Source organism: Nostoc sp. PCC 7107 (assembly GCF_000316625.1).
Classification (GTDB): Bacteria; Cyanobacteriota; Cyanobacteriia; order Cyanobacteriales; family Nostocaceae; genus Nostoc_B.
This window is the reverse complement of the sequence record NC_019676.1, coordinates 2433274-2448977: the sequence shown is the minus strand read 5'-3', so window position 1 is coordinate 2448977 and position 15704 is coordinate 2433274. Positions and strand designations below refer to the sequence as shown.

The 15704-nt window shown below is 42.0% G+C and carries 15 protein-coding genes and 1 pseudogene; 12 read left to right on the top strand and 4 right to left on the bottom strand.

The window, feature by feature from the left end; all coding sequences use genetic code 11:
- Positions 1-36: 36 nt before the first annotated feature.
- The 3 genes from NOS7107_RS10490 (at position 37) to NOS7107_RS10480 (ending at position 2204) form a co-directional block, all read left to right on the top strand.
- Positions 37-828 carry a cysteine hydrolase family protein gene (locus NOS7107_RS10490; protein ID WP_015112948.1) on the top strand — a complete coding sequence of 264 codons (792 nt, stop codon included), beginning with the start codon at positions 37-39 and terminating at the stop codon, positions 826-828.
- A gap of 3 nt (positions 829-831) precedes the next feature.
- Positions 832-1287 (top strand): cupin domain-containing protein, encoded by a 456-nt coding sequence (locus NOS7107_RS10485; protein WP_015112947.1) that lies wholly within the window; start codon positions 832-834, stop codon positions 1285-1287.
- A gap of 224 nt (positions 1288-1511) precedes the next feature.
- Positions 1512-2204, top strand: a complete 693-nt coding sequence (locus NOS7107_RS10480; RefSeq protein ID WP_015112946.1) for a hypothetical protein — start codon at positions 1512-1514, stop codon at positions 2202-2204.
- An 8-nt stretch (positions 2205-2212) separates the two neighbouring features.
- Here the strand turns inward: NOS7107_RS10480 and NOS7107_RS28985 are convergent, their stop codons facing one another.
- Positions 2213-2377 carry a hypothetical protein gene (locus tag NOS7107_RS28985; protein ID WP_015112945.1) on the bottom strand — a complete coding sequence of 55 codons (165 nt, stop codon included), beginning with the start codon at positions 2375-2377 and terminating at the stop codon, positions 2213-2215.
- Positions 2378-2542: 165 nt separating this feature from the next.
- Entirely contained in the window at positions 2543-3412 is an 870-nt protein-coding gene (locus NOS7107_RS10475; RefSeq protein WP_015112944.1) for a metallophosphoesterase, read from the bottom strand.
- Between the two features lie 141 nt (positions 3413-3553).
- Here NOS7107_RS10475 and der point away from each other — a divergent pair, with 141 nt between their 5' ends.
- The 8 genes and pseudogenes from der to NOS7107_RS10435 all read left to right on the top strand — a co-directional run bounded on the left by der (position 3554) and on the right by NOS7107_RS10435 (position 13662).
- On the top strand, positions 3554-4915 hold the full coding sequence (der, locus tag NOS7107_RS10470) for a ribosome biogenesis GTPase Der (RefSeq protein ID WP_015112943.1): 1362 nt from the start codon (positions 3554-3556) through the stop codon (positions 4913-4915).
- Between the two features lie 186 nt (positions 4916-5101).
- Positions 5102-6034 (top strand): energy-coupling factor transporter transmembrane protein EcfT, encoded by a 933-nt coding sequence (locus NOS7107_RS10465; RefSeq protein WP_015112942.1) that lies wholly within the window; start codon positions 5102-5104, stop codon positions 6032-6034.
- Between the two features lie 11 nt (positions 6035-6045).
- Positions 6046-7579 (top strand): annotated as a pseudogene (locus NOS7107_RS10460) (anthranilate synthase component I).
- A gap of 407 nt (positions 7580-7986) precedes the next feature.
- On the top strand, positions 7987-8265 hold the full coding sequence (gene pipX, locus NOS7107_RS10455) for a transcriptional coactivator PipX (RefSeq protein WP_015112941.1): 279 nt from the start codon (positions 7987-7989) through the stop codon (positions 8263-8265).
- Complete coding sequence (locus NOS7107_RS10450; RefSeq protein ID WP_015112940.1) at positions 8262-8930, top strand: YggS family pyridoxal phosphate-dependent enzyme; 669 nt, start codon at positions 8262-8264, stop codon at positions 8928-8930. Before pipX ends, NOS7107_RS10450 begins: the two co-directional genes overlap by 4 nt.
- 362 nt (positions 8931-9292) lie before the next feature.
- Positions 9293-9889 carry a cell division protein SepF gene (locus NOS7107_RS10445; protein ID WP_015112939.1) on the top strand — a complete coding sequence of 199 codons (597 nt, stop codon included), beginning with the start codon at positions 9293-9295 and terminating at the stop codon, positions 9887-9889.
- 91 nt (positions 9890-9980) lie between these two features.
- A complete protein-coding gene (proC, locus tag NOS7107_RS10440) occupies positions 9981-10793 on the top strand; it encodes a pyrroline-5-carboxylate reductase (RefSeq protein WP_015112938.1) in 813 nt (270 codons plus the stop codon).
- Between the two features lie 196 nt (positions 10794-10989).
- Positions 10990-13662, top strand: coding sequence for an RNA helicase (locus NOS7107_RS10435; RefSeq protein WP_015112937.1), 2673 nt, complete (start codon positions 10990-10992; stop codon positions 13660-13662).
- A gap of 76 nt (positions 13663-13738) precedes the next feature.
- On the opposite strand, the gene thyX is transcribed toward NOS7107_RS10435, so the two are convergent.
- A complete protein-coding gene (gene thyX / locus NOS7107_RS10430) occupies positions 13739-14461 on the bottom strand; it encodes an FAD-dependent thymidylate synthase (RefSeq protein WP_015112936.1) in 723 nt (240 codons plus the stop codon).
- Between the two features lie 163 nt (positions 14462-14624).
- On the opposite strand from thyX, the gene NOS7107_RS10425 reads away from it, so the two are divergent.
- Positions 14625-14840: a chlorophyll a/b-binding protein gene (locus tag NOS7107_RS10425; RefSeq protein WP_015112935.1), complete on the top strand. Its 216-nt coding sequence runs from the start codon at positions 14625-14627 to the stop codon at positions 14838-14840.
- Positions 14841-15000: 160 nt separating this feature from the next.
- Here NOS7107_RS10425 and NOS7107_RS10420 read toward each other — a convergent pair whose 3' ends face one another.
- On the bottom strand, positions 15001-15654 hold the full coding sequence (locus NOS7107_RS10420; protein ID WP_015112934.1) for a class I SAM-dependent methyltransferase: 654 nt from the start codon (positions 15652-15654) through the stop codon (positions 15001-15003).
- Positions 15655-15704: the final 50 nt, after the last annotated feature.

The window sequence follows — 15704 nt, the reverse complement described above, 5'->3', positions numbered from 1 at the left end:
TTACAAAATAGAAAAAGGTGTTGGGTGTTGCAATTTATGAATCAGCCTCTGCGGACTTTGGGAGTTGCGCCAAATGCTTGGATGGTAGATCATGCGATCGCAGATATTACTCGTCCTCCCAAAACCCCACAACCCGTTATTTTATCAACCGAAACCAAAACCCTGCGCCTTGATTTGTCAAAATCTGCCATCCTCGTAATTGATATGCAGAACGACTTTTGCCATCCCGATGGCTGGTTGGCGCATATTGGCGTGGATGTCACCCCCGCACGTCAACCAATTGAACCATTAAATAATTTACTCCCCAAACTGCGTCATGTTAACGTGCCTGTAATTTGGATAAATTGGGGTAATCGTCCCGACTTACTCAATATCAGTGCGGCTTCGCATCACGTTTATAACCCCACAGGCTATGGTGTTGGTTTAGGCGACCCTTTACCGCAAAACGGTGCTAAAGTTTTGATGGCAGGTAGTTGGGCTGCTGCTGTCGTTGATGAATTACCACAGTTACCCGAAGATATCAGTGTGGACAAATACCGCATGAGTGGTTTTTGGGACACGCCCTTAGATAGTATCCTGCGAAATTTGGGAATTAATACAATATTTTTTGCTGGTGTGAATGCTGATCAATGTGTGTTAACTACACTATGTGATGCCAATTTTTTAGGATATGACTGCATTTTAGTTAAAGATTGTACGGCAACAACGTCACCCGATTATTGTTGGTTAGCAACTTTATATAACGTCAAACAATGCTTTGGTTTTGTCACTGACTCACAAGCAATTTTCACTGCTTTAAATCACCCTGAATTAACAGGAGGGGGTTAATCAATGTACTCTACTCGTTGCGTAATTCCTGTTATTAAATCTCCTAAAGATTATCAAGCGTACCGTATCAGTCCCCAGGATACTAATCGGTTAGCAATTATCTTTGATTCAACCAACGCCAACACTTCTTTAACTTGTTGTATAGAAATTTTTGACGTTGGTGGAAAAACCCCAGCAAATCGCCATCAATGGGCATTAGAAATGTTTTTTGTCCTCAAAGGTGAAGGAGTGGCTATTTGTGATGGTAAAAAAGTTGCCATTAAAGCCGGAGATAGTTTACTAGTGCCGCCTACAGGTACACATTTAATTAAAAATACAGGTTCTAGTCGCTTGTATACATTGACAATTATGGTTCCTAATGAAGATTTTGCTGAATTAATTCGCAGTGGTACACCAGTAGAATTAGATGCAGAAGATATGGCAGTATTTGGCAGATTAGATACCTTTATGCCTTATTGAATAATTTAGAAAATGGTAGTGGTGTGACACGACCAAAACAGTTCATTTAAAGGTGGGTTGGGTTTCACTGCGTTACACCCAACCTACAATTTTTTTTCTAACCAAGCACAGTTTGATGTCTTCCTGGCTCACAATAATTAGGATAAAGCACAATAGATAAGCATAAAATTTCTGCAAATATTTAAAGATACATTACTAGAATTACTAATCGTAGTTTTCCTGCTATGAATCATAAGCTATTTTACTATGAGTTTGAAATCAAATATTATCAATGGCGATTGAAAGAAGCAGAAAAAGAATATGAAACTGCTTTTGAACGTCTGTCAGGGATGAAGTCTTACTTTGCAAGAGAAATTGTAGAAGTTATATCAAGGTTTTCTCAGAAAGAACAGTCAAAAATACTGCCTATACTAATAAAAAAATCCGAAGGGGAATTTCTCAATAATTTAAGTATTAAAATCACCGATGAAGAAGAAGTAATATTCAATAATTTTTATGTCAAAACAAAAAACGAAGATTTGAGAAAAATACTGAGTGAACAAAATAAGAGATTAAAAAAATATTCTAAAAGATTTCTTAGAAAAGTCATTATAAATGCTTTAGATGAAATACTGCAACCAAAATTTTATGCTGATATTTGCTTCGATCAGCAAATATCTAAAAATTGGAAAATTTCTACTTTCGTCATTATTGACAATAATTCATCCTATTATTACTCACATATCATTACAAAATTGAATGAAGACAATACAGAAACCAGAATTGGGCCATTTACAATAAATTTATCTACTTGGCTTGGTTTGTATCCAAGTGGATGGGTATTTGAAAATGAACAAGATGTTTACAAATCAGCAAATACAATAGCTCTTCTTTGTAAATATTTTATAGATTCTTTTCAAGAATGGAATATTGATTAATAAGTGTTTTAATTTATAGGATTTTCTAGCTCAAAAAGGTAGGGATAACGATTAGCCGGATTACGATGGCTTATTAACACTTCCATTGCAGCTTGAAATGCCTTTTCATCATTGGGATTTTCAGGAGTAGGTTGGGTTGAGGAACGAAACCCAACATCCAGAGATTTTGGCATTCTTGGGTTTCACTTCGTTCCACTCAACCTACAGTCAAGCTCATCATTTTATTTTTTTCAATAAACCTCATCATGAGTGCCAATATCAATTAGCACGATCGCATCTTCATCAGAGTTTAAACAACGACAAAGCGATCGCACATCGCCATGATTTTTCTAACTGAGTTACTCAGATGGATTACTTGGCGGAACCAAAGTAAATACAGTAATTTCAGGACGAGCAAAGAAACGCAGATGCAAACCCGTCATTCCTAAACCTCTATTGGTGTACAAAAACATCTTGCCTACCTGATATTTTCCCAAGTAATAATTTTTGGCAAAAGGCGGGAGTATAGGCGGTGTGATAAATGGTAACCGTATCTGCCCACCGTGAGAATGTCCTGAAAGTTGCAAATCAAAGCGCCCTGTTGCAGAACTAGTATTAGCAAAATCTGGTTCGTGGGCTAATAATATTGCTGCACCTTCTTTGGGTAACTGCTGCATCACTAAATCTAGGCGGCTTTTCCCCATCTGCACATCATTTACACCAGCAATGTGTAGCATAGCACCACCTCGTTTGAGGGTGTAAATATCATTACCTAAGTAAACAATGTTACTTTGTTTGATGGCTTTGATAATTGCTGGCGTATCATTCTCGTAGTCGTGATTACCTAATACTGCTACAGTTTGATCTTTGGGTGTGAATTTAGCTAAAGAAACAGTCAGTGAAGGGATTAATTTTGATAAATTGCGTGTAACTAAATCACCTGTAATTGCAATTAAGTCTGGTTTTTGTTGGTTAACAAGTCGGACTATCCGCTGTAGACGCTGCGGACTCATCCATCTATCTCGATGAATATCACTGATTTGGACGATGCGATAGCCGTTGAATTCTGATGCGAGGTTGGGTAATGTCAGTTGTAAAGAATTGATTTCAATCCAATCTGGTTCAATCAACTGGGCGTATAGTAAAATGCAAAAGCCTAGCAATATGCACCATCGTATACATCGAAAGGCTGATCTGCTGGCTTTTATCAACCACTTACGAGTTCTCAAGGCACAATCTCCTTCGACTTGATTGCCAAATGCTTTACACTTCGGACTTAATTTTCTCCGATCGGAGAAAATTAAGTCCGGTATTAAAATTGATAGAATAAATGGATGTGATATACTATCTGTTTCTCTACTCCTGGTTTTATGGGACTGCCAATTGTTGCAATTATCGGCCGACCGAATGTCGGCAAATCCACCCTGGTTAATCGTCTCGCTGGGGAACAAACGGCGATTGTCCACGACGAACCAGGTGTGACACGCGATCGCACTTACATGCCTGCTTATTGGAATGATCGCGAGTATTTAGTGGTAGATACAGGTGGTTTAGTCTTTAATGATGAAACAGAATTCCTGCCCTTAATTCGCCAACAAGCACTAGCCGCGCTGCGAGAAGCATGTGCAGCAATTTTCGTGGTTAATGGTCAAACAGGCCCCTCTCCGGCAGATGAAGAAATTGCCGAATGGTTACGTCAACAACCAGTGCCTGTACTGCTGGCTGTGAATAAATGCGAATCTCCCGAACAAGGCATAATTCAAGCTGCTGAATTTTGGGAACTGGGGTTAGGAGAACCATATCCGATCTCTGCGATTCATGGCAACGGTACAGGAGAATTACTAGACGAGTTAATTAAACACATTCCAAGTGTTACAGAAATACCAGAAACCAACGAAATTAAAGTGGCGATTATTGGTCGGCCAAATGTGGGTAAATCAAGTTTATTAAATGCTTTTGTGGGTGAAGAAAGAGCCATTGTCAGCCCCATTTCTGGCACAACGCGAGATGCTATAGACACTTTTATCGAACGGGATGGGCAACAATATCGGCTGATTGATACCGCCGGGATTCGCAAAAAGAAAAGCATAGACTACGGAACGGAATTTTTTAGCATTAACCGCGCTTTCAAAGCAATTCGCCGCGCCGACGTAGTTTTATTAGTCTTAGATGCCCTTGACGGAGTGACCGAACAAGACCAAAAATTAGCAGGGCGGATTATTGAAGAAGGTCGGGCTTGCATTGTGGTAGTGAATAAATGGGATGCAATTGAGAAAGACTCCCACACTATCTATGATTACGAAAAAAGTATGCAAGAACGGCTACACTTTACAGACTGGGCATCGACAATCTTTGTCAGCGCCTTAACTGGACAAAGGGTAGAAAAGATTTTAGAGTTGGTAAAACAAGCGGCAGTCGAACACAAACGCCGTGTAAGTACATCGGTGATTAATGATGTTTTAGAAGAAGCTATCAGATGGCACTCACCACCAACTTCACGCGGTGGCCGTCAAGGCAAAATTTATTATGGTACACAAGTAACCAGCCAACCACCGACAATTGCCCTATTTGTGAACGAAGCCAAACGTTTTAACGACAACTACCGTCGTTATATCGAAAGGCAATTCCGCCAACAACTAGGTTTTAAAGGTACACCCATTCGTCTACTCTGGCGGAGTAAAAAAGTACGTGATATGGAAAGTGGTAATGTCAACCGCGCAACTCGCGTGTAATGAAGTAAAAAGTAAAAAGTAAAAAGGCAAAATTTTATCTTTTTACGGCGTTGCTGATTACGTGGATGATTTTTGTCTCACGCAAAGGCGCAAGAGTTTTAAAAACGGAATTTTATGATTTCATCCCACATTTATGCAACGCCCTTTTAACTTTTGCCTTTTACCTTTTAACTTTTGCCTTATCTTATGGATTTACTGCGATCGCTACCACTAGGCCTATACTTAGAACAACCGCAAACTTGGCTGCATAAACTTGATCCCCGCGTCAAGATTGCTTGGTTGATGAGTTTTTTAACCAGTTATAGTTTTGCAACTAATGAATGGCGCATCTTGTTAGTTGTACTGTTGATTATTTTTACCTTATTTGCCAAAATTCCCCGCCGCGTTTGGCAGCAACAATTAGGTTGGTTATTAACACTCACAGTTTTAGTCTTATTTATTGCCGCAGTTAGCCCCGATGGCTTAGGCGTAAGTTATCAGTCTCGTCTCCCTGCTAATGAACAAATCCTAACTCCTAACTCAGCACAGGCTGAACGCCCCACTAACAGCACTCAACACTCCCCACTTAGCACTAAAAAATACTCATACATCCTATTTCACCAAGGGCCAGTTAAAATCACCCGTCATTCCTTAGATTTAGCAGTGCGTCTGAGTACAATTTTATTTACGGTGATTTATAGTACTAACTTGTATTTGTTGACAACTGCGCCAGAAGAAATTACGGCAGCGATTGAAAGCATTATGCAGCCCTTACGCAGACTCAAAATACCTGTAACAGAAATTACATTGACTTTAACTTTATCCTTGCGATTTATTCCTCTGGTTTTGGAAGAAGTCCAGAATTTGATTCGTTCTGTGATGACAAGGGCGATTAATTGGAAAAAACTAGGGTTAAAAGGTGCAGTCAAAGTGTGGATGATTGTTGCCGAAAGACTGTTAGAAAATTTGCTGTTAAGGGCAGACCAAATGGCGAATGCGATGATGGTGCGTGGTTTTACTAGCCCTAACGAACACAAAGTCCAGTGGCATGAATTACGACTCAAAAGATGGGATTGGTTGGCAATCGCCACTTTAACTTTATTCTGGGGAGTGCGGGTAATTTCCGGTAATAAATTTTAAGCTGTTCACTTATGATAACCAAGCCTTGGCATTGGCGATCGCTCCCCCTAGAAAATCAAACTGGCGCGGAAATTTTCGCAGCCTTATTTCTCCCAACAACACCATCAGGAATCGCTACTCTTCTAGAAAGTCCCTACCCAAACCCAACGAAACAACCCCAACTCAGTCGCTATTCTATCTGTGCAGGCGCTCCTAGGATAGTGAATGGTGTACCGCAGATGTGGACACCCGAATTAGGTAATGTTTTCCCATTTTTGGAAGAGTTGCTACAAAGTAGGGGTATAGGGGAAGAAACTTTTCACTCATCCTCCCCTACACCCCTGCCCCCCTGCCCCCCCTGCCCCCTTCCCTGCTCATCTCCCCTTCACAGGCGGTTGGCTAGGATGGCTTGGCTATGATGTAGCTTGGGAAATTGAACAGTTACCTTTTGCTAAATCTGATACCTTACCCTTTCCCGTAGCTTTTTGGTATGAACCAGAATCATTCGCGATTTTGGATCATGTTGAACAAATTCTTTGGATAGCAGGTAGTGACATTAATGATGTAGATAGGTTAAAAATTCTTTTAGAAGAGAAAAAATCAGGGAATTCACTCTACCAAGTTACCTCTTCACAAGATAAACCCATCAGTTTTGCCCCTGAGTTCTTCACATCGCAGTCAGATTATGAAACATCAGTCAACCGCGCCAAAAAATATATTCAGGCTGGAGATATCTTTCAGGCGAATCTTTCTTTACGATTTGCCGCATCTACAAAGGCCTCTGGCTGGTCAATTTACCAAACATTACAAAAAATCAATCCTTCACCTTTTGCCAGCTACTGGCAGACTCCTTGGGGTGAAGTAGTCAGCTGTTCACCAGAACGGTTGGTGCTATTACAAAATCAGCAAGCCGAGACTCGACCAATTGCCGGAACGCGATCGCGTGGTGCTACCCCAGAACAAGATAATCAACTGGCACAAGAACTTCTTAGTAATACCAAAGAACGGGCAGAACACATCATGCTGGTGGATTTAGAACGCAATGATTTAGGGCGAGTTTGTGAATGGGGAACAGTAAAAGTTGATGAATTGCTCACAATTGAGCGCTATAGCCACGTTATGCACCTTGTCAGCAACGTTCAAGGTACCTTAAAATCCGACCAGAGCGCCGTTGATTTAATTCGTGCCATGTTCCCTGGTGGCACGATCACAGGGTGTCCAAAAGTGCGCTGTATGGAAATTATCGAAGAACTAGAGCCTGTGCGGCGTAGCCTATTCTACGGTTCCTGCGGCTATCTCGACTGGCGCGGCAACTTGGATTTGAATATCTTAATTCGTACCTTGCTGTTAGCTCCAGCATCTCCAGTTGAGGGGCAGGGGGCAGGGAAAGAATCTCTGACTCAGCACGGGCTGAACGCCCCGCTACCGCTAACAGCACTCAGAACTGTTTGGGGACAAGTGGGAGCAGGTATTGTGGCAGACAGTGATCCTGAAAAAGAATGGTACGAATCTCTGCACAAAGCACAGGCACAACTAGCAGCCCTAAAAATCATAAATTACCAGTAGTTGGCAATTGTTGGTTATTTTGTGCCACAGAATAATAATTATGGCAACATGGAGAGAAGCCAGCGCCAACATCAATTTGCAAGTCAGCTTTGGCTATTACTTTAGAGGGTAAATCTTTTGCCGATCGGCAAAACTCAACAAAAAGTAGAGATTTTTTGTGTTGTCCATCGCCAATAAGTCCGAGTTATCCAAGTCTCATCAACCCTTGTGTGCCTTTACCTTCTCCTAACTATTAGCTTCATTTGCCTAGTAGGCATCAGATTAATGATTTCATAACTGCTATGTAATGGCAGAAGCTACTCAATTGAAGTAGTTTTAACTAAATATTCTGACGAATAGTATGATCATCGTCTGAATGTTTATCTAGAACTACGAATAAATATTCATACTCCTACCTTGATTCCTAAATGACTTCAGAAACCTCCGAAATTTACATAAATCATCCAACTTGGGGCTTACTTTATCGAATCTGTATGGTTGACGATAACCAAGATATGTTCACTACACTTTATGCCCAAAGATTATTTTTTCTGGTCACAAACGACGTAAAAGGGATTAAATTTCAATCCATTGGACGGACAGAGGCGCGAATGATGTTGGAAAATCGTTTGCGTACCTTGCGACGCAATGGTCAATCTCAGGAGTACGATCAGCTTCAGAGTGTTTTCCAACGCACCTTCCAATGAGTAGTTCGATTGACGAACGTATTGCCTATATTCGCTCCTCACTGCCCACATCTGTCAGGTTAATTGCTGTCAGTAAGCAAGTTTCGGCGGAGGTAATTCGTTTAGCTTATAACACCGGCATTCGTGATTTTGCCGAAAGTCGTATCCAAGAAGCAGCCAGTAAACAAGTTCAGTTGCAAGACTTATCAGATATTACTTGGCATTTTATTGGACATTTACAAAGTAATAAAGCCAAAAAGGCACTGGAATTATTTGAGTGGATTCACTCTGTCGATAATTTGAAGCTGGCACAGCGCTTAAATCAATTAGCACAGCAGCTAGGAATCAGCCCTAAAGTGTGTCTGCAAGTCAAAATACTTCCCGACCCACAAAAATCTGGTTGGAGTGTTCCAGAATTACTGGCTGACTTAGGGGAACTTAACCAGTGCCAGTTTTTACAAATTCAGGGATTGATGACAATTCCGCCTCTGGAGTTGACTGAGGCGGAAATCATGAATGTATTTAATAGCACTTACCAGTTAGCGAAAGAGATCCAGTTACAAAACTTGCCGAATATTCACATAGAGCATCTTTCAATGGGGATGTCTGGCGATTATCAACTGGCAGTACAAGCTGGCGCAACGATGGTAAGATTGGGAACTATTTTATTCGGCGATCGCCATTAATTTCTCGGACAGCAATTCTTCACTATTTGTAGCAGTAGCTCTAGGTAGAAAATACAGATAATTTTCCTAGACTACTGGTACAATAAAACACTAAAAAAATATTAAAAAAAGTAACGAATAATCAAAAAAACCTGTAGTTAAGCTTTATATCCTAAAATCTTTGGGATATAATCTTGACTCATTATTGTATCTAGGTTAAGGTACAGGCGTTTACAAAAGCGTCAGTTCATTATCTATAGTTGTAATAGAAGCTACAAACAACGATAAGATTACTAGATTGTTCGTCCCTTGTAGTGATCTTTAGTGGCTACATCAACTAACAGCCAAATCGATAAAGGTAATTTGCATCAGGAGCGTACCAAATGAACAATATTTTTTCTAAACTTCGAGACTTCGTAGGGCTAAACGAGCAGGTAGAATACGAATATTACGAGGAAGAACCCGATACAGATAACTACCAAAATCTGTATCAAGAGGAAAATCCTCAACCTGCGCCCGCAGAAGCTACTACACAGAATCGACGTTGGCGGGAACCCATGTCTACAATGGGTAATGATGTAGCAACAGGATCAAAGTCTACGATGGGGAACGTAATTGGTATGCCAGGAGCAGTGAACGGGATTTCGGAAGTATTAGTACTTGAGCCTCGTACATTTGAAGAAATGCCCCAGGCAATTCAAGCCTTGCGTGAGCGGAAGTCAGTAGTACTCAACCTGACAATCATGGATCCAGATCAAGCACAACGTGCCGTTGATTTTGTTGCTGGTGGAACTTACGCATTAGATGGACATCAAGAACGAATTGGAGAAAGCATCTTTTTGTTTACGCCAAGCTGTGTGCAAGTCAGCACCCAAGGTGGAGTTATTCATGAAGTACCACAACCGCCGGCTCGTCCTGTACGCACTGCCCCAACTGCCACACCAAACTGGGGAAATGAACCGAATCGCATGGCACAATAAGTTTAAATTAGTTAATAGTCCAGAGTCAAAAGTTCAGAGTCCCAAGTTTTTGACTCTAGGCTATTAACTATGGACTATTGACCATGAACTAATGACTAAAAAATTTGGCTTAATTGGTGGTGGGGTAATGGGAGAAGCGCTGTTATCCCGCCTCATTACAGATGGCATCTACCAACCTTCAGAAGTAATCGTCAGCGAACCCCAAGGGGCGCGGCAAAATTTTTTACAGCAGCAATATGATGTGACTGTAACAGCAGATAATAGCTTGGTGTTTTGCCAAGCGCAGGAAGTCATATTTTTAGCTGTGAAACCGCAAGTATTTAGCGCGATCGCTCAAGAATTAGCAGATATTATTTCGGTAGAACACTCACCTTTGGTGATTTCGATTTTGGCAGGAGTGCCTTTATATCACCTAGAAGCAGCATTTCCCCAACTCCCAGTTATTAGAGCCATGCCTAATACCCCAGCCACAGTGGGAGCAGGGATCACAGCAATTTGTTTAGGCGCATACACCAACGCCAAACACCACCAAAAAGCTTTGCAAATATTTTCCGCAGTGGGAGAAGTTGTGGAAGTTTCTGAAAGCTTGATGGATGCAGTCACGGGACTATCTGGTAGCGGCCCCGCTTACGTCTCTATCTTAGTAGAAGCTTTAGCCGATGGCGGAGTCGCCGCAGGTTTGCCCAGGGGTATTGCCAATCAACTCGCCCTACAAACAGTCTTGGGAACCGCACAATTACTGCACAATAGTAAAATGCACCCAGCAGAATTGAAAGACCGAGTTACTAGTCCTGGTGGGACAACAATTGCTGGTATTAGCCAATTAGAAAAAGCTGGATTTCGTTCCGCTTTAATTGAAGCAGTCAAAGCCGCTACAGTGCGATCGCAAGAATTGGGGAAATAAAAGTATGAAGTATGAAGTATGAAATTTCATCATCCTGCCCTCCGGGTTCAGCAGTTCGCAATCGACGCAAAGCGCCAAGACTGCGACTGCTTCACCTCCTGCCTCCTGCCTCCCGCCTATTGTCTATAATGATTATTGCCGAAGTTGACAAAAGACCCGTTAATATAGTAAACAGTCTGGTTGCAAATGTGATTGAGTGAATTATCCCGCACCGTCTCCAGAAATTAACTTAGGGTCGATATTTCCCTTTGATCTGGATCAGTTTCAGAAAGATGCGATCGCGTCCCTTAACGCTGGACGCTCCGTAGTTGTATGTGCGCCCACAGGTTCGGGCAAAACATTAGTCGGAGAATACGCTATTTATCGCGCCCTAGCGCGAAGAAAGCGTGTATTCTACACCACGCCCCTAAAAGCGCTGTCGAATCAAAAATTACGCGATTTCCGTGAAAAATTTGGTGCCGATTTGGTGGGACTGTTAACTGGCGATGCGTCAATTAACAGAGATGCACCAATTTTGGTGATGACCACAGAAATCTTCCGCAATATGCTCTATGGCACACCCATTGGGCAAGTTGGCATTTCCTTGGTAGATGTGGAAGCAGTGGTGTTAGATGAATGCCACTACATGAACGATCGCCAACGCGGTACAGTGTGGGAAGAATCAATTATCTACTGTCCCCGTGAAGTCCAACTAGTAGCCCTCTCCGCTACAGTTGCCAACAGCGAACAACTAACAGATTGGTTAAATCACGTCCACGGCCCCACCGACCTAATTTATTCTGATTTCCGCCCAGTACCCTTGGAATTTAACTTTTGTAATCCCAAAGGTCTGTTTCCTTTGTTGAATGAGAGCAAGAACAAAATTAATCCCCGTCTGGTTAAGAAACACCGCAAAGGACAAGGGGATAGAGGTAAAAACGGTAGACCAGAAGCGCCAGGTATCATCTATACCTTAAGCCAGCTACAACAACGAGATATGCTTCCCGCCATTTACTTTATCTTCAGTCGCCGGGGATGCGATAAAGCCGTGGCAGAAGTAGGTGATTTATGGTTAGTTAATGGTCAAGAGTCACAAATATTACGCGAGCAAATCGACGATTTTTTAAACCGTAACCCTGAAGCTGGACGTTCGGGACAAATTGCCCCCCTTTATCGCGGGGTTGCAGCCCACCATGCCGGGATTTTACCTGCGTGGAAAGTGCTAGTGGAAGAACTATTCCAGCAGGGATTGATTAAGGTAGTATTTGCGACCGAAACTTTAGCCGCAGGCATTAATATGCCTGCCCGTACCACAGTTATTTCCACCCTGTCTAAGCGTACCGATACTGGACACCGCTTATTAAATGCTTCGGAATTTCTGCAAATGGCAGGCCGGGCTGGTCGTCGAGGTATGGATAAGCAAGGTTATGTGGTGACAGTCCAAACGCCCTTTGAAGGATCTAAAGAAGCAGCTTATCTGGCTACCTCTAAGGCAGACCCTTTAGTTAGCCAATTTACACCTAGCTATGGTATGGTGCTGAACTTACTGCAAACTCACACCATAGAGCAAGCCAGAGAACTAGTAGAACGCAGTTTTGGGCAGTATATAGCTAACCTACACCTCAAACCAGAATACGATGAAATTGCCGAACTGCAAGAGCAACTAGCCCAACTCCAGGAACAAATCGCCGCCGTAGATGAAAGCGAAATCGCCGTTTATGAGAAATTGCGGCAACGTCTGAAAGTAGAACGCCAGTTATTAAAAACTCTACAACAACAAGCCCAAGATGATCGTCAAGAAGAATTGGTAATGATGTTGGGCTTTGCTGTTTCTGGAACACTGTTAAGCCTTAAAGGCAAAAATATTACAGTATCTACACCCATAACGGCAGTTTTAGTTGGTAAAAGCCCTGGTTTAGCACAAACACCTTATTTTGTTTGTTTAGGGCAAGATAACCGTTGGTATGTGGCGACAACTGAAGATGTAATGAATTTACATGCAGAAATGCCCCGGCTAGATGTGCCAGCAGATATGTTACCGCCTCCAGAGTTGCTGTTCAAGCCAGGACAATCTTACCGTGGGAATGAACAAACAGCAGCGATCGCCCAAAGCATTCCCGAACCCGGAGAACCTTTTCATCTGTCACCAGAAGTAGCAGAACAACTCAGTCGCGTTACCGCTATTGAAGAACAAATAGAAAATCATCCTTTGCGTCAATCAGGTAATGCCTCGACAATTTTTAAACGTCGAGCGCGTTATGTGGAACTCGAAGCCGAACTTGAACAACTGCAAGAGCAAGTCGAGCAACAATCACAACGTCATTGGGAAGAATTTCTCAATTTAATTACGATTTTGCAACAATTCGGCTGTTTGGATAACCTAGTACCCACAGAATTAGGGCGAATTGCCGCAGCTATTCGGGGAGAAAATGAACTGTGGTTGGGTTTGGTCTTTGCTAGTGGTCAACTTAACCAATTAGATCCCCACCATTTAGCCGCAGCCATAGCCGCTTTAGTCACAGAAACCCCACGTCCTGATAGTCGAGTCAACTTTGATTTGAGTCAGGAAGTAGCCGAGGCTTTAGCGAAACTGCGGAACATTCGTCGTCAAATGTTCCAACTGCAACGGCGATACAATGTAGCACTGCCCATCTGGTTAGAATTTGAGCTTATTGCCATTGTCGAAAAGTGGGCATTAGGTATGGAGTGGACAGAACTATGCAGCCACACCACCTTAGATGAAGGCGATGTCGTGAGAATTTTACGCCGCACTTTGGATTTATTATCCCAAATCCCCCACGTTCCCCATCTACCAGAAATTTTGCAGCGTAATGCTTACCGTGCGATGCAATTAATTGATAGGTTCCCAGTGAATGAGGTGGTTGAGTAAATTGTTCAGGGCGTAGGGAGTGGGAATAGCTGATACACATACTGGAAAACATATTACCCCCCTGCGCCACTGCATACTAAGGTGCTAGTCGAGCTTTACCTAAACGCTGCTTTTCATACCATTGTGCGATCGCCGGTGTCCATTCAGCAAAATGCGGCCACATTAATTCGCACAATTTCTGAATTTCTAGTTGGGCATCTTTTTTATTTCTCAGGTCACAAAAATGCAGAAATGACCTGAGATTAAAGCTCACTACAAAATGTTGGCGATAATCAAACGGTACTATCCCTCTAGCGTGTTCTTCAGACATTCCCGCCGCAAAACTCGCTGCATATCGTTTCGCCGCTTCCATACACCACTCTAAATCTGCGGCGCGTTGCTCTGGTGAGTAGTAATATTTTTTGCCTTGTCTATCTGTGTAATAACCCACAGGACGCAGATAGAATACATCTTCGATATCTTTTTTGCCTTCTATTACTTGTATAAATTGATTTCCAGTATATCTGAAAGATTGTACATCAAAACTCACGCTTACGCGATGAGTACGCGCTTGTTGCATGACGCTGTGAGGAAAATAGCCGCAGTTGAAGACAATTTGCGGATGTTCTAACGGCCCGTAGTGTCCCCGTTCTCCTGCTAACAGCCGCTTAACAATCACTTCACCGCATTGTGATTCCGAAGGCCATGAGTCTCGTTCATCAACCACAAATGCGTCGGTATAGTCCTGGTGCATCGCAGCATAAATTACTTGCTGGGGATTTGGTGTTTTGGTAATAACCTCTACTCGGAATCGCTGCATGGGTTTTCTCAGACTAGGTACAAAGGAGGATGAAAGCCTGTGTATGAAACATGGCTAAAAACTCAATCCATCATCATATAACTTTGGATAGACTCAGATACTTTACAAAAGTTAATTTAAAAGTTACACTTCTTTACATCAGCAAGTAACTGAGGAAAATTTCATGCGTAGTAGTGGTTCGATAGTGGATGATCAGGGCAAAATGAACAACTTTGCGGTTGAGCCAAAAATTTATGTAGATGAACAAGGCGATCGCACTGGCTTTACACCATATTCAGAATTACTCAATGGCCGTTTAGCAATGATTGGTTTTATCTCGCTGATAGCGTTAGAAGTATTTACAGGACACGGTGTTTTTGGACTTTTATCGAGCCTGTAATAGAGTAGGGGACAAGTTATCGGTGATGTCTAATTGTTATCATCTATCGATGTCCTAACTACCTTGGCTATTGGCATAAATAAATTTTTAAAACGCTATTTTTCATAAATTTATTTAAAGAGGCGGGAAATTTCCCGTCTCTTTGTTTTTTTGGGTAGAATTATGAGTTGGAATTGCGATGAGCAATCACAGCATAAAAAGGATCTCCCGCGCCAATACCCATTAACTGTAAAAAATAGGGCGTTGTTGATTGGCGAACAATCACTTCAGGAGTAGTAAATCCCGATATTGAGTTGAAGTAGTGCTTGACTAATTCGACTCTGGTGGTTTCGGAAGCATCGCGCCAAGCTTGAATCGCTTTTTGAAAAAACATCCGGTTAGAAAAACTGATAATCGCAATACCACTGGGTTTGAGAATGCGGTAAATTTCCGAAAATATGGCTTCGGGATATTGTATGTACTGCACAGAAACGCAGATGAGAACAGCATCAAAATCTTGATCTGCTAGAGGGATTTGGGGTTTATCGTTGAGATTTTGGACAAAGTAATGATTTAAACGCGGATTTCTTGCTAGTTCCTCAGCATTGAGTCCGTGTCCTTCAATATGGGCAAACTCCATTTCTTCTGGTAAATGAGATACCCAGCTGCTCATCATATCAAGGATGCGGGTGTTGGGTTGGAGGCGATCGCGGTACAAATCTGTTAGCTGTTGAATAAACCCATCATCAACATGAGTAACAAACCGGGGATAAGCATAAAATAGCTGATCATTGGTATCATCTAATTTTTCGCGTTGATTTGGTCTAAGTAGCATAAATGTTTATTTTGGAAAAGTTTTTGACAAACTTGGTGCAACTTTCGATA